General features: G+C 75.4%; 15 protein-coding genes and 1 riboswitch. Of the genes, 2 read left to right on the forward strand and 13 right to left on the reverse strand.

Annotation, left to right across the window (positions count from 1 at the left end; genetic code table 11):
* Positions 1–53: 53 nt before the first annotated feature.
* The 13 genes from GWJ10_RS06180 to GWJ10_RS06240 all read right to left on the reverse strand — a co-directional run bounded on the left by GWJ10_RS06180 (position 54) and on the right by GWJ10_RS06240 (position 13,494).
* Positions 54–1,151: an LLM class flavin-dependent oxidoreductase gene (locus GWJ10_RS06180; protein WP_163186161.1), complete on the reverse strand. Its 1,098-nt coding sequence runs from the start codon at positions 1,149–1,151 to the stop codon at positions 54–56.
* A 131-nt stretch (positions 1,152–1,282) separates the two neighbouring features.
* Positions 1,283–2,398 carry an LLM class flavin-dependent oxidoreductase gene (locus GWJ10_RS06185; RefSeq protein WP_163186163.1) on the reverse strand — a complete coding sequence of 372 codons (1,116 nt, stop codon included), beginning with the start codon at positions 2,396–2,398 and terminating at the stop codon, positions 1,283–1,285.
* Between the two features lie 82 nt (positions 2,399–2,480).
* Positions 2,481–2,903, reverse strand: a complete 423-nt coding sequence (locus tag GWJ10_RS06190; RefSeq protein ID WP_163186166.1) for a rhodanese-like domain-containing protein — start codon at positions 2,901–2,903, stop codon at positions 2,481–2,483.
* Positions 2,904–2,930: 27 nt separating this feature from the next.
* Entirely contained in the window at positions 2,931–4,178 is a 1,248-nt protein-coding gene (locus GWJ10_RS06195; protein ID WP_163186169.1) for an LLM class flavin-dependent oxidoreductase, read from the reverse strand.
* 48 nt (positions 4,179–4,226) lie between these two features.
* The gene (locus tag GWJ10_RS06200) at positions 4,227–5,168 is read right to left on the reverse strand and encodes an NADPH-dependent oxidoreductase (RefSeq protein WP_163186172.1); all 942 of its coding nucleotides are present in this window, start codon (positions 5,166–5,168) and stop codon (positions 4,227–4,229) included.
* Entirely contained in the window at positions 5,165–6,358 is a 1,194-nt protein-coding gene (locus GWJ10_RS06205) for an FAD-dependent oxidoreductase (RefSeq protein WP_163186175.1), read from the reverse strand. Before GWJ10_RS06205 ends, GWJ10_RS06200 begins: the two co-directional genes overlap by 4 nt.
* Before the next feature lie 7 nt (positions 6,359–6,365).
* Positions 6,366–7,400, reverse strand: coding sequence for an ABC transporter substrate-binding protein (locus tag GWJ10_RS06210; protein ID WP_163186178.1), 1,035 nt, complete (start codon positions 7,398–7,400; stop codon positions 6,366–6,368).
* 114 nt (positions 7,401–7,514) lie between these two features.
* Positions 7,515–8,294, reverse strand: a complete 780-nt coding sequence (locus GWJ10_RS06215; protein WP_021482208.1) for an amino acid ABC transporter ATP-binding protein — start codon at positions 8,292–8,294, stop codon at positions 7,515–7,517.
* A complete protein-coding gene (locus tag GWJ10_RS06220) occupies positions 8,291–9,382 on the reverse strand; it encodes an amino acid ABC transporter permease (protein WP_076403581.1) in 1,092 nt (363 codons plus the stop codon). The genes GWJ10_RS06215 and GWJ10_RS06220 overlap by 4 nt, the downstream gene beginning before the upstream one ends.
* The gene (locus GWJ10_RS06225; protein ID WP_083711409.1) at positions 9,379–9,912 is read right to left on the reverse strand and encodes a GNAT family N-acetyltransferase; all 534 of its coding nucleotides are present in this window, start codon (positions 9,910–9,912) and stop codon (positions 9,379–9,381) included. The genes GWJ10_RS06220 and GWJ10_RS06225 overlap by 4 nt, the downstream gene beginning before the upstream one ends.
* Positions 9,913–9,968: 56 nt before the next feature.
* The gene (locus GWJ10_RS06230; protein ID WP_163186181.1) at positions 9,969–10,865 is read right to left on the reverse strand and encodes a DUF1684 domain-containing protein; all 897 of its coding nucleotides are present in this window, start codon (positions 10,863–10,865) and stop codon (positions 9,969–9,971) included.
* 59 nt (positions 10,866–10,924) lie between these two features.
* Positions 10,925–12,322 (reverse strand): NtaA/DmoA family FMN-dependent monooxygenase, encoded by a 1,398-nt coding sequence (locus tag GWJ10_RS06235; protein ID WP_163186184.1) that lies wholly within the window; start codon positions 12,320–12,322, stop codon positions 10,925–10,927.
* Between the two features lie 17 nt (positions 12,323–12,339).
* Positions 12,340–13,494 carry an LLM class flavin-dependent oxidoreductase gene (locus GWJ10_RS06240; protein WP_043657610.1) on the reverse strand — a complete coding sequence of 385 codons (1,155 nt, stop codon included), beginning with the start codon at positions 13,492–13,494 and terminating at the stop codon, positions 12,340–12,342.
* A gap of 345 nt (positions 13,495–13,839) precedes the next feature.
* Positions 13,840–13,947: riboswitch (SAM riboswitch) on the reverse strand.
* A 169-nt stretch (positions 13,948–14,116) separates the two neighbouring features.
* On the opposite strand from GWJ10_RS06240, the gene GWJ10_RS06245 reads away from it, so the two are divergent.
* Together GWJ10_RS06245 and GWJ10_RS06250 are read left to right on the forward strand one after the other, a co-directional pair.
* A complete protein-coding gene (locus GWJ10_RS06245; RefSeq protein WP_241005683.1) occupies positions 14,117–14,839 on the forward strand; it encodes a TetR/AcrR family transcriptional regulator in 723 nt (240 codons plus the stop codon).
* A gap of 117 nt (positions 14,840–14,956) precedes the next feature.
* Complete coding sequence (locus GWJ10_RS06250) at positions 14,957–17,665, forward strand: MMPL family transporter (protein WP_163186190.1); 2,709 nt, start codon at positions 14,957–14,959, stop codon at positions 17,663–17,665.
* Positions 17,666–17,729: the final 64 nt, after the last annotated feature.

The raw sequence follows: 17,729 nt of genomic DNA on the forward strand, positions 1-17,729 counted from the left end.
GGTTCGCCTCGCCAGGCGAGACGGGCCCCTCCCCTCCGGTCCGGCGGGCTACCTCAGGCCGCGGTGAAGCCCGCCGCGCGGCGGGCGTCGGCCGGGCTCCACAGGTCCGTCTTCACCTCGGCCTGCACGACGGGCACGACCTCCTCCGCGAACCGGCGCAGCACGTCCTCCTGCTGCGCCGCGGGGATCAGGTGGTTCACCGAGACGGACTGCAGGTCGTGCCGGTACGAGGCGTGGTAGTCGAGGATCTTCTCGGCCACGCGCTCCGGCGACCCCACGAGCGCGGGCCCCCGCTCGACGGCGTCCTCGACCGTCCGGAAGCTCGGTGCCTTCCCGACGGCGTCGGGCCCGTACCCCCGGCGCGCCGCCGCCGCGACCTGGCCCTCGTAGATCGGGCGGTACTGCTCGATCGCCTCCTCCGTCGTGTCGGCGAGGAACAGCCCGCCCGAGCCCGACCCGACGAACCCGTACGCCGGGTCGTGCCCGTGCGCCGCGTACTGCTCGCGGTAGCGGTCGATGAGCACCTGGTAGTTCTCGCGCGGCTGCAACGCGTTGGCGCTGACGATCGGGTCCCCGTACCGGGCCGCGAGGTCGACCGCGAAGCGCGACGTCGCCGACCCGTGCCAGATCCGGAACGGCCCGGCGAACGGCCGTGGCAGCGTCGTCGCGTGCTCCAGCGCGTGCCGGTGCCGCCCGGTCCAGCTCACGTCCTCCTCGGACAGCAGCAGCCGCAGCAGCTCGTAGTTCTCCTGGAGGTACTCGTACTGCTTGTCGAGGTCCAGCCCGAGCAGCGGGTACTGCAGCACCTCGTTGCCCTTGCCGATGACGATCTCCAGCCGCCCGCGGCTCAGCTGGTCGACCGTCGCGAGGTCCTCGGCGACACGGATCGGGTCGAGCAGCGACAGCACGGTGACGCCCGTGCTCAGCAGGATGCGCGACGTCCGCGCCGCGACCGCGCCGAGGATCACCGTCGGTGCCGACGACAGCACCTCTCCCGCGTGCCGCTCCCCCACCGCGAACGAGTCGAACCCGAGCTCCTCCGCCAGCACCGCCGTCTCGACGACCCGGTTCAACCGGTCGGACGGCGCGACCGCCTCCCCGGTCACGGGGTGGGGCGGGTTGAACACGATGTCGAGTACCTGGAACCGCACGTCCTTCTCCTTGTTGTTCGTCGTCGTCCGGGGGCCGGTACCGCCCCGGGTCGGCAGCTCCGGTCGAGTTCGGCACGCGCAGGTGCCGAACCCGACCGGAGCTGCCGACCCGGGGCGGGGTTGCCGATCTGTCAGGCCGCGGTGGCCTCGGCGGCGGCGGCGTCGCGCTTCGCCACCTCCTCGCGGACGAGCGGGATGACGTAGCGACCGAAGTCGACCGCGTCGTCGAGCAGGTCGTAGCCGCGCGCGGAGATGACGCGGACGCCGAGGTCGTAGTAGGCGAGGAGCGCCTCGGCGACCTGCTCAGGCGTGCCGACGAGCGCGTTGGAGTTGCCGGCGCCGCCGGTGGCCTTCGCGGTCGCGGTCCACAGCGCGGTGTCGAAGCGCTCGCCCTGGGCGGCGATCTCGAGCAGGCGCTGCGAACCTGCGTTCTCGGGCTTGTCGATCGGGTGCCGACGGCTGAGCTGCCCCCCGGCGGCGGCCTTGCGCGCCTCGATCCGGTCGAGGATGCGGTGCGCCTTCTCCCAGGCGAGCTCCTCGGTCGGCGCGACGATCGGCCGGAACGCGGCGTGGATGCGCGGCGGCGTCGCGCGGCCCGCGGCGGCGGCCTCGGCGTGCACGCGCGCGATCTGCTCGGCGGTGCGGTCGAGCGGCTCGCCCCAGACGGCGTAGATGTCGGCCTCGGCCGCGCCGACGCGGAACGCGGCGTCCGACGACCCGCCGAACGAGATGGTCGGGGTGCGGCCCTCGAAGGGCTTGGCGTCGAGCACGAAGTCGTCGAAGTCGTAGAACGGCCCGTGGTGGTCGAACGGCTCGGCGCTCGACCAGGCCTGCTTGACGATCTGGATGTACTCGTGGGTGCGCGCGTACCGCTCGTCCTTGGTCAGCGTGTCGCCCTCGCGGCCCTGCTCGTGGTCGTTGCCGCCGGTGATGAAGTGCACGGAGAGCCGCCCGCCGGAGAGCTGGTCGAGCGTCGCGAACGTCTTGGCGGCGTACGTCGGGTAGGACACGTTGGGCCGGTGCGCGAGCAGCAGCTCGATCGACTGCAGGCGCGCGGCGGTGTAGGCGGCGAGCGCGGCGGGCTCGGGGCCGGAGGAGCCGTACGCGAAGAGGACGCGCGTCCAGCCGTTGTCCTCGTGCGCGCGCACGAGACGCTCGAGGTAGGCGGGGTCGAACGCGGCGGTCGTGCGGTCGGCGGTCTCCGACGCGTCGTTGGTCGTGGCGATGCCGAGGAACTCGACGGGCATGAAGGTCTCCGTGGTGTCGGTGCGGGTGGTTCGGGGTGCGGGTTCGCGGACCGGACGTGCGCGACGGCGCACGGGTGTCGGCTCAGGGGGCGGCGGGCGCCGTCTGCTTCGAGGGCACCGACGGATCCGCGGACGACGTCGGCTCGGAGGACGGAGCGGGCCCGTCGACCGGGTCGGACGCCGGGAGGCCGGCCTCCTTCCACGCGGGGAAGCCGCCGTCGACGTGGGACACGTGCGTGTACCCGCGGCGTGCGAGCGCCTCGGCCACCGGCCCGGAGCCGTTCGGCGACCCGCACACGACGACGACGGGCGTGTCGAGCGAGATCACCGGGGCGTCGGCGGGTCCGAACAGCGTGTCCAGGTCGTCGCGGTCGGCGAGCGTGGCGCCGGGGATCTCGCCGTGCGCGGCGCGGCCGCCGGCCGAGCGCACGTCGATCAGCAGCGCGCCGTCGGCGACCTGGGCGGCGGCGTCGGTCGCGGCCCGCAGGGGCGGGGTCGTGGTCATGGGTGTCTCCTTCGCGGGGTGGTGGCGTCAGCGGGTGGCGGCGAGCGCGGGTGCGACGGCGGCGCGTGCGGCAGCGTCGGCGTCGGCGTCCGCGAACCAGTGCTCGGCGAGCAGCGCGAACGAGCGTCGGGCGTCGTCGGCGTCGTGGGTCGCGGTGGTGACGAGGAGCTCGTCCGCGCCGGTCGCGCGGCGCAGGGTCTCGAGCCGCCGCACGACGGTCTCGGGGTCGCCGACGATGCGCGTGTCGACGCGGTCGGCGACGAGCGCGCGCTCCGCCTCCGGGCGCTCCTCCCACGCGGGCGACGTGCCCGGCTCCGGGTAGGCGATCGCGCCGTCGGCGCCGCTGCGGATGGAGAGCACCCAGTCCGCGAACGGCGTCGCGAGCTCGCGGGCCCGCTCGACGGTGTCGGCGACGAGCACGTCGGCGGACACGACGACGTAGGGCTCGTCGAGCACGCCCGGCCGGAACGCCTCGCGGTACGCGGCGACGGTGTCGAGCGTCGCCGACGGCGCCACGTGGTAGTTCGCGGCGAGCGGCAGCCCGAGCTCGCCCGCGACGCGCGCGCTCTCGCCCGCGCTCGACGCGAGGACCCACAGGTCCCAGTCAGCGCCCTCGACGGGCGGGCTCACGTACGGCGTCCCGCGCTCGTCGCGGTAGGTCCCCGCGCGCAGCCCGAGCACGAGCTCGAGCTCGTCGCGGAAGCTCGCCGGGGTGCGCGACGCCCCGACGATCCGCTTCTGCGCGAGGATGCGCTCGCGCAGCACGGAGTCGTTCACGTCCGCCGGCGGCGCGCCGGGCACGTACAGCCCGTCGACGACCCGCGGCCCGGTGGCCGGCCGGGCCCGCCGCGGCGCCCCGGCCCCCTTCTCCCCCGTCGGCGGCGTGAACGCGCGGCCGAGCCCGAGGTCGACGCGGCCCGGGTGGAGCGCGGCGATCGTCCCGAACTGCTCGGCGGCGACGAGCGGGCTCGTCGTGCTGAGCAGCACGGCACCGCTGCCGACGCGGATGCGCTCGGTCCGGGCCGCGACGGCGGCGGCGAGCACGGCGGGCGACGCGGAGCCGACGCCGGGCGACAGGTGGTGCTCGGCGTACCAGACGCGGTGGTAGCCGATCCGGTCGAGGTCGCGCGCGAGCCCGACGGCGCGGCGCACCGCATCCTGGCCCGTCGCCCCCTCGGGGACGATCGCGAGGTCGAGCACGGACAGCGGGACGCGGCCGGACGCCGGTCGCGGCCCGCCGGGGGTGGCGGTCGGGTGCGGGTGCTGGTGGGACATGGCTTCCTCTGGTGGGGTGCGGTGGCTCGGGGCGACGCGGTCGCCGGGCTACTTGGACGGGAACCCGAGCGCGGCGAGCGTGGTGCGCAGGTGGGCGCGCCCGCGCAGGGCGCCGGGGACGCGCAGGCGGTCGACGACGCGGTCGCGCCAGCCGCCGTCGAGCCCTTCCTCGCGGTAGAAGGGCGCGATGCGCTCCTCGTACGCCGCGACGTGCTCCTCCTGGCCGGCGGCGCGGTAGCGCTCGGCGTGCAGGACGGCGGCCTGCGGCAGCCGCGGCTTGACCCGTTCGCCGCCCGCGGGGTCGGGGTGCCCGACGACGAGCCCCACGACCGCGACGACGCCCTCGGGCAGGCCGAGCTCGGCCGCGACCTGGGCGGGGTGGTTGCGCAGCGCGCCGATGTACACGGTGCCCAGACCGAGCGACTCCGCCGCCACGACGGCGTTCTGCGCGGCGAGCGCGGCGTCGAGGAACGCGACGACCGTCGTCTCGAGGTAGTCGGTCGCCTCGAGCCGGACGCCCTCGCGCTCGCCGAGAGCGCGGGCCCGCGCGACGTCGGCGAGCCAGACGAGCAGCAGCGGCGCGGTGCGCACGTGCTCCTGGTCGCCCGCGAGCGCCGCGAGCCGCGCCTTGCGCACGGGGTCGGTGACGGCGACGACGCTCCAGAGCTGGAGGTTCGACGACGTCGGGGCGGACTGCGCGGCGGCGACGAGCGTCGGCACGACGTGGTGGGCCAGCGGGTCGGTGCGGTAGCGGCGCACCGTCCGGTGGCCCAGCTGCGTCGCGAGGACGGTGCCGGGACGGTCCGCGGCGGGTGCCAGGCCCGCGGCCGCGCCGGGCGCGACGTCCTCGACCGCGGCGAGGTCGACGCCGTACCGCGCGGCGAGCGCGGCGCGGGCACCGTCGGTGTCGTGGGGCGGCGCGGGGAGCGTCCCGGGGTCCGCGGCCGGGGCCGGGGCGTCCCCGGCGGTGGGTGCGGGAGCGATCGTCATGAGGCGGTCCTCTCGGGGAGTGCGGCGAGGCGGGCGAGCGCGAACCGCTCGGCGGCGGTGCCGCCGTCGGGCAGGGCGCCGGGGGCGGTCGCGAGGTCGGCGAGCACGCGCCCGACGGCCGGGGCGAACTTGAAACCGTGGCCGGAGAACCCGGCGCCCACGACGACCGGGCCGCGCCGGTCGAGCACGAAGTCGTGGTCCGGCGTCGTGGTGTACGTGCAGCTCACGGGGACGTACGCGTCGGGGTCGAGGCCGGGCAGCCAGGTGCGCACGTAGTCGCGCAGCGCGGCGAGCTGGCCCGGCTCCGGCCGGTAGGAGCGCCGGTCGGGGTCGACGACGGGGCCGACGCCGTGGAAGCCGACCTTGACGCCCTCGCCCGGGGTAGCGAGCCCGTAGACGCCGCTCGGCCACGCGGTGCCGGGACCGACGTCGTGTGTGAACGCGGGCCACCCCGCGGGCGACGTGCCGGGGGCGAGCGCGAAGTGGGCGGGCTGCTCCTGCGTGACGACGAGCGGGAGCTCCTGCCCGAGCAGGCCGCCCGCCGGGGAACCCAGCAGACCCGCGCTCCACGCCCCGACGGTCACGACGACGACCCGCGCGACGACGTCGGCGCCGTCGGTGACGACGCGCACGCCCTCGGGGACGCGCTCGACGTGCCGGACGGCGACCTCGTGCCGCACGTCGGCGCCCCGCGCGGCCGCGGCCCCCTGGAGGGCCGCGACGGCCCGGTCGGCGTGGAGCCGGCCGGCCGTCGCGACCTCGTGCAGCACCCGGCCCTCGAACCGCAGCCCCGGCCAGCGCTCGGCCGCGGCCGCGGGGTCGAGCCACTCGTGCTCGATCCCGCGGGCCGCGAACGCGGCGCCGATCGCGTCGACGCGGCGCTCGGCCGCGCCGTCGCGACGCCCGTGGCTCACGCCGCCCGTTACGTCGAGGAGCTCGGTCCCGGTCTCGTCCTCGACCTCGCGCCACAGGCGCAGCGCCTCCTGCGCGAGGTCGAGGTACTCGGGCTCGGCGTACGTCGTGCGGTAGATGCGCGACGTCCCGTGCGAGGCGCCGTGCGCGTGCCCGGGCGCGAAGCGCTCGAGCAGCACGACGTCGCGCCCACGCCGGGCGAGCTGCCACGCCGCGGCCGAGCCCATGACGCCGCCCCCGACCACGAGGTGGTCGACGTGCTGGGTGCTGGTGGTCATGCGCGGGTCACTCCGTCTTCGGCAGGCCGGGCGGGTTGGTCTGCGACTCCTCGACGGCCTCGGACTCCAGGCCCCACCGCTGGAGCACCTCGAGGTACGTGCCGTCCTCGATGGCGTGGTTGATCGCGGCGGTGATGGCCGGGGCCGCCTCGTTGCCCTTCTTCGTGGCGACGGCGATCTGCGCCGTGTCGGGCCAGCCGCCGTTGAGCGTGCCGACGACCTTGAAGTCCTGCGGGGAGATCGCCGCCTGGTACGCGAGCGACGCGTTGGGGCCGACGTACGTCTCGATGCGCCCGGACTGGAGCGCGAGCAGGACGTCGGAGAACTGCTCGTAGTACTCGGGGCCCTGGATGGGCTCGAGGCCGTCCTCCTGGTTGAGGCGGTCCCACTCGAGCACGATCTTCTCCTGGTTCGTCCCGGAGCCGACGGCGACGACCTTGCCCGCGATGTCCTCGCGCTTCGCGATCGACGTGATGTCGGAGTCGGCGCCCACGAGCCAGCCGAGCTCGTCGTTGCGGTACGTGGAGAAGTCGATCGTCTCCTTGCGCTCCTCGGTCACCGTGACGTTGGAGATCACGGCGTCGACGTCGCCCGAGCCGAGCGCGAGCGGCCAGTCGGCCCAGGCCTTGACCTCGAGGCGCAGGTCCTTGCCGAGCGCGTCGGCGACGAGCTGCGCGATGTCGGTCTCGTTGCCGATGGGGGTCTCGTCGTCGTCGGCGAGGAAGCCGAGCGGCGGTGCGGCGCCCGCGGAGATCGCGACGACGAGCTCGTCCTTGTCCTTCCAGGCGTCCGGGAGGAGCGCGACGGCCTCGGCCGACTCGGTGGTGCGGATGCGGTCCTGGTCGGGGCTCGTGCTCACGTCGAGGGCGTCCGAGACGGACGTCGTGCTCTCCGTCGTGCCGTCGGAGGACGCCGCGCCCTCGTCCGCCGCGGCCGGGGCCTCGGTGCTCACCCCGGAGCAGGCCGCGAGCGCCAGCAGGGGCACGACGGCGAGGGCGGCGAGCGCGCGGGGGGCGCGGGCGCGGGTGGTCGTTGCGGTCACGGGTGTCCTACCTCTCGGGTGGTGCGTCGGGGTGACGCAGGGTGTGCGGGTGTGCGGGACGGCCGGGCGGCCGGTCGCGGGTCACGACGGTGGGCGTCGGTGGAGGTCGGTGGTTCAGAGGACCTTCTGGAGGAAGGCCCGGGTGCGGTCGTGGCGCGGGTGGTCGAGCACCTCGGCGGGCGTGCCCTGCTCCACGACGACGCCGTCGTCCATGAACACGACGGTGTCGGCGACCTCGCGGGCGAAGCCGATCTCGTGCGTGACGACGACGAGCGTCGTGCCGGTGCTCGCGACGTCCTTGATGACCTCGAGCACCTCCCCGACGAGCTCGGGGTCGAGCGCCGAGGTGGGCTCGTCGAACAGGAGCACCTTGGGCCGCAGCGCGAGCGCACGGGCGATGGCGACGCGCTGCTGCTGCCCGCCGGAGAGCTGGCGCGGCCGGGCGTCGGCCTTGTCCGCGAGCCCGACGCGTTCCAGCAGCGCGCGGGCCTCGGGCTCGACGTCCTCGCGGCGCCGGCGCTGCGCGGAGACCGGCGCCTCGACGACGTTCTCGAGCGCGGTGAGGTGCGGGAAGAGGTTGAAGCTCTGGAAGACGAACCCGATCTGGGTGCGCTGGCCGAGGATCTCGCGCTCCTTGAGCTCGCGCAGGGTGCTGCCCTTGCGGCGGTACCCGATGAGCTCGCCGTCGAGCGAGATGAACCCCTTGTCGACCTTCTCCAAGTGGTTGATCGCGCGCAGCAGCGTCGACTTCCCCGAGCCGGACGGGCCGAGCACGACCGTCACGGACCCGGGCGGGACGGTGAGCGACACGTCGCGCAGCACCTCGAGGGTGCCGAAGCTCTTGTGGACGCCGTGGATCTCGACGAGCCCGGCGGTCGCGACGTCGGCGCTCATGCCGCACCTCCCGACGTGCGCGCGGTGCGGGTCAGCACGCCCACCCGGGCGCGGGCCGCGTACGCGGGCGGGACGGCGTCGGGCACGGGGCGGCCGGAGAGCCGCGACGCCCAGACGAGCACGGTCCACCGCGCCTTCTGCAGCGGGGTCGGGGGCAGCGTGCGCACCGCGCCCTTCGCGTAGTGCCGTTCGACGTAGTACTGCACGACGGTGATGAGCGTCGTGAGCACGAGGTACCAGATCGACGCGACGATGAGCAGCGGCACGACGCGGCCGTTGCGGCCGTAGATGACGCTGACGATGTAGAACAGCTCGCCGTACGCCAGCACGTAGACGATCGACGTGCCCTTGAGCAGCCCGATCACCTCGTTGACGGCCGTCGGGATGATGGAGCGCATCGCCTGCGGCAGGATGATGCGGCTCACCTGGCGGCGCTTGGGGATGCCGAGCGACGCGGCGGCCTCCTGCTGCCCCTGGTCGACCGAGAGGATCCCGGCCCGCACGATCTCGGCCGAGTACGCGGCCTGCGAGAGCCCGAGCCCGAGGATCGCGGCCCAGAACTTGTCGATCACGGACAGCGTGTCGAAGTAGAGGAACTCCGGCCCGAAGGGGATGCCGACGCTCAGGTACGGGTACAGGTAGGCGAGGTTGTACCAGAGCAGGAGCTGCAGCAGCAGCGGCACGGACCGGAACACCCACGTGTACGTCCACGAGACCGACTGCAGGAGCGGCGAGCGCGACAGCCGCATGAGCGCGAGCACGGTGCCGAGCGCGAACCCGACGACCGACGCGACGAGCGTGAGCCGGATCGTCGCCCACGCGCCCTCGAGGATCGAGGGCCAGGTGAGGTACTGCGCGACGACGCCCCACTCCCAGCGGTCGTTCGTCACGAGCGAGCTGACGACCATGGCGAGGAGCACGGCCACGCCGGCCGTCGCGACCCAGCGGCCCGGGTGCCGGGCGGGGACGATGCGCAGGCTCTCGAGCGGCAGCGCGTCCTCCACACCGCCGCGCGGGTCGGCGGGGTGCCGGCCCGACGGCGGCGCGAGCTGCCGGGACTCGTCCTGCGGGAGCGACACGGTGCTCATGGCGCGACCTCCAACCACTTCTCGAAGGCGAGCGGGCCGATCTCCTCGGGATCGGTCCCGGTGTCGAACAGGGGCGTGTAGCCGGTCGCGAGGTACAGACCGGCGGCCTCGGGCTGGCGCGGGCCCGTCGTGAGGTACACGCGCCGGTAGCCGCGCTCGACGGCCCGGCGCTCGAGCTCGGCGAGCACGAGGCGCGCCAGCCCGCGGCGCCGGTGCGCCGAGTGCGTCCAGATCCGCTTGAGCTCGGCGGTGCGCACGGCGGGCGTCCCGTCGGCGCGGCGCGCGGCCGGCCGGGCGAGGCGCGCCGGGTCGCCGAGCTCCGGCTCGGCCCGACGGCGGAACGCGCCGCCCGCGACGGGCTCGCCGTCCTCCAGCACCAGCACGAGCTCGCCGTGCGGCGCGGCGAAGTCCTGCGCGGGGTAGTGCTCCATCTCGGCGCGGAGCTCCTCGGCGCTGAGCACGCGCTGGTACCGCGTCCAGTACTCGTGGGAGAGCTCGTCGAGCAGCGGCCGCACGAGCGGGTCGTGCATCGCGACGGACCGGACCTCGCGCGTCCCCTGCCCGGCGGGGCGCGCGGCGACGGCGGTCACCGGGGTGCCCTCTCGCCGACGGTGACGGCGAACGGCACGTGGTTGCCCTCGACCGGCGCCGGGCACGTGCCGAAGTCGCTGAACGCGTACGGCAGGTTGACGGCCCGGTTGAGGTCGAGGCGCACGCTGCCCGCGGTGCCGGGCACCGCGTCGGCGTCCACGCGCAGGACCCGCCAGGGGGCGACGCCGTCCGCCTCGTCGCTGAAGAGCAGCGTCACCGCACCGCCCGGCGCGCCGGTGAGGGCGAGCGTCGCGCCGCGCCGGGTGCCGTCGCGCTCGACGACGAGGTCGACCTCGCCGACCGTGCGCACGTGGTGCACGAGGCCGGGCCGGGCGGCGCCGACGACGACGGGCCGCGGCGCGTCGTACCAGCGCACCGGCGCGTCGACGACCCAGGCGGGGTCGTAGGCGAACGTCGGGACGCCGTCGAACGCCGTCCGGGCCGGGGCGAGCGGGTCGCGCACGCGGACGGCGTAGCGGCCCGTGCGGCGCACGACCTCCACCGCGACCTCGCGCGTCTCGCCGCCGTCGGACGGGTCGCCCGCGTCCCGGCCGTCCGGGAGGAACGTGCCCGCGAGCGTCGACCCGCCCTCCGCGACGACGACGGTCCCGACGGCGCTGCCCGTCGTCCGGACGGCGCCGCCCTCGTCCGCGCGGTGGTGCGCGCCGTCGGCGTCGGCCCACCAGAGCCCCGGGACACCCGGGAGGGCGGCGGGCTCGGCCGGGAGCGCGTGGTACGCGACGAGGCTCAGCCAGCCGTGCGGCGGGCGCAGCCCGTCCTCGCGGTCGGCGTGCCAGGCGGCCCACGCGGCGGCGTCGGGCGACGCGGACGCGACGGGGTCGGCGGGTGCGGTGGCCACGGCGCCCGTGGCGGTCGGCGTGCTCGTGCTCATGGGTCCTCCGAGGTCGGTGCGGGTGGTCGGTGCGGTGGTCGCCGCGGTGCCGGCGGCGGTCAGCCGACGAGCTCGGCGGGGTGCGCCGTCGTGGGCTCGCCGTCGCCGCGCGTCGCGCCGGGGCGGGCGAGGCCGAGGTGCTCGCGCAGGGTCGTGCCCGCGTACTCCGTGCGGAACGAGCCGCGCTCCTGGAGCAGCGGGACGACCTGGTCGAAGACGTCGTCGAGCCCGCCCGGCGTGAGGTGGGGCACGAGGATGAAGCCGTCGGAGGCGTCCTCCTGCACGTGGCGGTCGATGTCGTCCGCGACCTGCTGCGGCGTGCCGACGAACCCGCCGCGCGACGTCACCTGGATGACGAGCTCGCGGATCGACCAGCCGTTCGCCTCGGCCTGCTCGCGCCACGCCGCGGCGACCGCCGCCGGGTCCTTCGCGTGCCGCACCCGGCCGCGCGTGATCGACAGGTTCTCGGTGTCGGGGTCGACGTCGGGCAGCGGGCCCTCGGGGTCGTACGCCTCGAGGTCGCGGCCCCAGACCTGCTCGAGGAACGCGATCGCCGTCGGGCCCGAGACCTGCTGGAGCCGGATCTCCCGGGCGCGCTCCTCCGCCTCGGCGGGCGTGTCGCCCAGCACGACGACGGTCGCGGGCAGGATCTTCAGGGAGTCGCGCTCGCGCCCGTGCGCCGCGAGCCGCCCCTTGACGTCCTCGTAGAACGCGCGCCCGGCGTCGAACGTCGAGTGCGCGGAGAACACGACGTCGGCGGTCGCGGCGGCGAAGTCGCGCCCGTCGGCCGAGTCGCCCGCCTGGAACAGGACGGGGTGGCCCTGCGGGCCGCGCGGCGTCTCGAACAGCCCGACGACGTCCGCGTACGTCCCGTGGTGCGCGACCGGCCGCACCGCCCCGGGCCGCAGGAACTCGCCCGCGATCCGGTCGGCCAGCACGGCGTCGTCGTCCCACGAGTCCCACAGGGCGCGCGCGACCTCGACGACCTCGGCCGCCCGCGCGTACCGCTCGGGGTAGGGCAGGTACCCGCCGCGGCGGAAGTTGGCGCCCGTGAAGGCGTCGGGGCTCGTCACGAGGTTCCACGCCGCGCGGCCCTCGGAGAGCAGGTCGAGCGTCGCGAACTGCTTCGCGAGCTCCCACGGCTCGTTGAACGTCGTGTTGATCGTGCCCGCGAGGCCGAGCCGCTCGGTGACGGCGGCGAGCGCGGCGAGGACGGGCAGCGTGTCGGGGCGGCCGACGACGTCGAGGTCGTGGATGCGGCCCTTGTGCTCGCGCAGGCGCAGGCCCTCGGCGAGGAAGAAGAAGTCGAGCCTCGCCTCCTCGGCGCGGCGCGCGAGGTGCTCGAACGACGCGAAGTCGATCTGGCTGCGCGAGCGGGGGTCGCTCCACACGGTGGTGTTGTTAACGCCCGGGAAGTGGGCGCCGAGGTGGATCTGCTTGCGGGGTCGGGTGCTCATGTCGCGTCCGTCCGGGCTCAGGCGATCGCCGCGTAGCGGTTCGCGGGGTGCGGGAGGCCGAGCGTGTCGCGCAGCGTCGTGCCCGGGTACGCGGTGCGGAACAGGCCCACGCCCTGGAGCAGCGGCACGACCCCGTCGACGATCGCGTCGAGGTCCGTGCTCAGCGACGACGGCCGCAGCAGGAAGCCGTCGGCGGCACCGGCGTGCGCCCACTCCTCGACCGTCGCCGCGAGGTCGCGCGCCGTGCCGACGTGCGTCAGCGAGTCGGTGTCCCACGAGACGCCCTCGAGGTCCTCGAGCAGGTCGAGGCGGGCCTGCGCGCTCGCGCGCGTGTCCCCGACGACGACGTACGCGTCCACGAGGACCCGCAGCCCGTCGGGGTCGCGCCCGGCGTCCGCGGCGGCGTCGCGCACCTGCGCCCGCAGCGCGACCGCCTCGTCCCGCGTCGCCGCGCGGACCCGCACGACGTCGGCCCGCCGGGCCGCGAGGTCGAGCGACGCCGGCGTGCTCGCCCGCACGACGACGGGCGGCTGGCCCTGCGGCGGGCGCGGCGTGATCGACGGCCCCTTGACCGCGAACCGGATGCCCTCGTGGTCGACGTAGTGCAGCTTTTCGCGGTCCACGAACCGGCCCGTCGCGACGTCGCGGATCTCGGCGTCGTCCTCCCACGAGTCCCAGAGCCGCGTGACGACCTCGACCGCCTCGTCGGCCTCGGCGACGGCGTCGGGCTCGTCCTGGGCGCCCTTGCGCCCGAAGGCCGCGGCCTCGGCCGGGGTCGTGGACCATCCGACCTGCCATCCCGCGCGGCCGGAGCTCACGTGGTCGATCGTCGCGACCGCCTTGGAGACGTGGAACGGCTCGGTGTGCGTGGTGGTGACGGTCGGGACGAGGCCGATGCCCGCGCTGCGCGGCGCGAGCCGGGACGCGACGAGCGCGGCGTCGAGCCGGCCGCGCACGGACCCGTTGCGACCCGGCTGGAGGGTGAACGCGTCGTCGAGCGTGACGAGGTCGAGCAGGCCGCGCTGGGCGGTGGCCACGAGCTCGACGAGGCGCTTGGCGTCGAACAGGCGCTGGGCCTGGGAGCCCACGGTCCGCCAGGCGGCGGGGTGCGCACCGGCGTCGGTGAGGTCGACGCCCAGGTGGACGGTGCGGGCGGGGCGGGGGTCGGGCATCGCGAGAATCCGTTCTGGGACAGGCGCCGGCGGCGCGCTCAGGGCGCGGCGGGGTGCCGGGGGTGGGCAGGGTCGTCCCGCCACGGGACGGCAGGGCGGGGCCGGGGAGGCCGGAGGGAGGCCCGTCAGGGCGTGCGCGCGGGAGCGCGCGGCGTCAGGAGCGGGGCGTCGTCAGCGACAACAGGTGACGCGCGCGGGGGCGCCGACCGGACAGGAGACGACGGCCGCAGCGCAGACCGGACAGGGGCACGTCGGCGCGTGCGGGGTGCTCACCGCGGTGCTCGACTCTCGCCGGTCCATCGTCCGTCTCCTTCGTGCCCGTCTCCGGGCGCCGCGTGTTGCCCCGCACCGCGCAGGTCGCGCGACGCGGGACCTGGTCCTCACCCGGGGCACCCCGCCGCGCGGGAGGGTTGCCGTCCGACGAGCCGGGGCTTCGCGTCGGAGCTCATGACCATGTCCTGTGCCGGGGTCCGTGGACCTCGGTTGCCGGGAACCTACGAGCGGTCGGAGAGGGTGTCAACGCACCGCCGGGACCTTCCCACATACTGGACTCGATCGGTCAACTTTGAGCAGCCGAGGCCCTCGTTTGCACCGAGTGCATCGATGCACCTAGTGTCAAGAGGTGCCTCTCCTCCCCGGACCCGAGCGCCCGACCGCGCCCGCGACGGACGCCATGACCCCGGACGCGCCGAGCGCGGACGTCCCCGGCCCGGACGCCGCGGCTCCGGACCGTCGCGCGGCCCTGCGCGCACGCCACCGCCGTGCGATCGTCGCCGCCGCCGCGACGCTCATGGAGGAGAAGGGCGGCGCGCGCTTCACCGTCGACGAGCTCGCGGCCCGGGCCGACGTCGCGCGCCGCACGATCTTCAACCACTTCGCGTCGCTCGACGACGTCGTCGTCGAGGTCTGCGAGGACGTGCTGGGCACCGTCGTCGAGACGCTCGGGGCGAGCGCGGCCGAGCCGGGCACCGACCGCCCCACGCCCCTCGACGACGTCACCGCGGCGCTGCGCGGCACGGACCTCGTCGGCCCCATGGCCTACCTCACGCGCGCCCTCGGCGGTACCGCGACCGAGCCCACGCCGCGCGTCACGACGATGGTCGTGCGCACCTTCACCCACCTCGCCGAGCGCCTCGTCGCGGCGACCACGCGCCGGCACCCGGACGTCGACCCGCTCGAGATCGAGATGCTCGTGGGCGCACTCATGGCCGGGGTCCTCGTCATCCAGCGGCGCTGGTGGGCCGAGACCGGCGCCGCCGACGACGACGCGTCGCGCGCGGTGTGGTCCGGCCTGCTCGACCGCCTCGTCGAACGGATCCGCGCCGGCTGGGCGGACCCCGTCTGACACGACCCGCACCCTCCCCGCCCTGTCCCGCCTCGCGACCACCTCTCCCGCAGCACCGCACCCGCCACCCCGGGCACACCCGCCGGACCCGGACCGGACTCCCACCGAAGGATCCTCATGGCTGAACTCCTCTACCGCCTCGGCCGCGCGTGCGCGCGCCGCGCGCGGACCGTCCTCGCCGCGTGGCTCGCGGTGCTCGTGCTCGCCGGGGCGGCGTTCGTCGCGTTCGGCGGCACGCTCGCCAGCAGCTTCTCGATCCCCGGCACCCCCACCGCGGACGTCACCGAGCGGCTCCAGACCGCGCTGCCCGAGGCGTCGGGCGGGAGCGGCACGATCGTCCTCGCGACGGAGGACGGCGCGCCGTTCACGCCCGAGCAGGAGGCGGCGATCGCGGACCGCTTCGCCGCGGCGGAGGAGGTCGACGGCGTCGCGTCGGTCGTCGACCCGTTCGCGACGCAGGAGGAGCTCGCCGACCAGCGGAAGCAGATCGACGACGGCCGCACCCAGATCGCCGCGGGACGCGAGCAGATCGAGGACGGCCGCGCGCAGCTCGCCGCCGCGCAGGAGCAGGTCGACGCCGCGCGCGCCCAGCTCGACGCGGACCAGGCCGAGCTCGACGCCGCACGTGCCCAGGCGGAGGCCGCGGGCGCGCTGGAGCAGGCGGCGCCGCAGCTCGACGCGCAGCAGGCCGAGATCGACGCGGGCCGCGCCACGCTCGAGTCGCAGGCCACGACGCTCGACCAGCAGGTCACCGCGCTGGAGGACCAGAGCGCGACGCTCGAGGAGCAGTCCGCGCAGCTCGAGCTCTCCGCTCCCCTGCTCGACATGGCGTCCGACATCCGCCTCGTGTCCACGGACGGGAGCGCGGCGGTCGCGAACGTGACGTTCACCGAGCCGAACATGAGCATCGACCAGCAGACGAAGGACGACCTCGTGGCCGTCTTCGCCGACGACCCGGTCGACGGCGTCCAGACCGACTTCTCGTCCGACATCGCCCAGGGCGTGCCGCAGGTGTTCGGCGTGGGCGAGGCCGTCGGCCTCGTCGTCGCGGCGATCGTGCTCGTCGTCATGCTCGGGACGCTTGTGGGCGCCGGCCTGCCGATCCTCACGGCCCTCATCGGGGTCGGGATCGGCGCCCTCGCCGCGATGTCGCTGTCCGGGGTCGTGGAGATGTCGTCGGTGACGCCGGTGCTCGGCCTCATGCTGGGGCTCGCCGTCGGGATCGACTACTCGCTGTTCATCGTCAACCGGCACCGGCGCCAGCTCAAGCAGGGCGACGAGCTGCACGAGTCGATCGCGCTCGCGAACGGCACGTCGGGCAACGCGGTCGTGTTCGCCGGGGCGACGGTGCTCATCGCGCTGCTCGCGCTCAACGTCACCGGCATCCCGTTCCTCGGCCTCATGGGCACGGTCGGTGCGCTGTGCGTCGCGATCGCCGTGCTCATCGCCGTCACGCTCACGCCGGCCCTCCTCGGCATGATCGGCCCGCGGATCCTCAGCCGCCGCGAGCGCGCCGCGCTCGCCGGGACCGCCGCGACGACGGGCGCCTCGACGGGCGCGTCGGCCGGGACCGCGTCATCGGAGCCGGGCGCCGCGGGCGGCCTGCCCGCCGCGGAGCCCGTGCGCCCCATGTCGACCGTCCGCGCGGTGGGGACGGCCCTGCTCTCCGTCGTCGCGCTCGGCGTGATCGCCCTGCCCGCGCTCGACCTGCGGACCAACCTGCCCGACGGCTCGTCCGAGGCGCACGACTCCACGCAGTACCGCGCGTACTCGACCGTCGCCGAGGAGTTCGGCGAGGGCACGAACGGGCCGCTGCTCGTCGTCGCCGACCTGCCGGGCGAGCCGACCGAGGCCGAGGCGCTCGAGTACCAGGTGGGCGTGGCCGAGGAGCTGTTCGCGCAGGACGACGTCGTGGCGGTCGCCCCGATCGGGACGTCCGAGGACCGCACGGTCGCGGCGTTCCAGGTGATCCCGGCCGAGGGCCCGACGAGCGAGTCCACCGAGGAGCTCGTGCACGCGTTGCGCGCCCTCGAGCCGCTCGACGGCGAGGTCACGCTCGGCGTCGCGGGCTCGGCCAGCGGCAACATCGACATCTCGGAGAAGCTCGCGCAGGCCCTGCCGATCTACCTCGCGGTCGTCGTCGGGCTGTCGCTCGTCATCCTCGTGCTCGTGTTCCGGTCGATCTTCGTGCCGGTCGTCGCGACGCTCGGGTTCATCCTGTCGTACTTCGCCGCGCTCGGCGGGGTCGTCGCGATCTACCAGTGGGGCTGGCTCGCGGGGGTGTTCGGCGTCGAGACGCCGGGCCCGATCCTCAACTTCCTGCCCACGATCCTCGTCGGCATCCTGTTCGGCCTCGCGATGGACTACCAGCTCTTCCTCGGCTCGGGGATGCGCGAGGCGTACGCGCACGGCGCCCCCGCGCGCGTCGCGATCGTGCAGGGCGTCCGCGCGGGCCGGGCCGTGGTGACGGCCGCGGCGATCATCATGATCTCCGTCTTCGGCGGGTTCGTCTTCTCGCACAGCGCGATGATCCGGCCCATCGGGTTCGCGCTCGCGTTCGGCGTGCTGGTCGACGCGTTCGTCGTGCGGATGCTGCTCGTCCCGGCGCTCATGCACCTCGTGGGCGACAAGGCGTGGTGGCTCCCCCGCTGGCTCGACCGCATCCTGCCCGACGTCGACGTGGAGGGCGCCGCGCTCGAGCGCCGGCACCCGCACCACCTCGACGGGTCGACCGGCCCGGCGGCCCAGGGCGGCGCGCCCGACGCCGGCACCGAGCCGGGCACCACCGGCCCGGACGCGACCGAGCCGGAGACCGCGCGCGGCTGAGGCCGCGGAGCCCCGCACCGGACCCGGTGCCACCCGTCGACGAGCGAGCCCGCTCGTCGGCCGG

The organism is Cellulosimicrobium sp. SL-1 (genome assembly GCF_011033075.1).
GTDB classification, from domain to species: Bacteria; Actinomycetota; Actinomycetes; order Actinomycetales; family Cellulomonadaceae; genus Cellulosimicrobium; species Cellulosimicrobium funkei.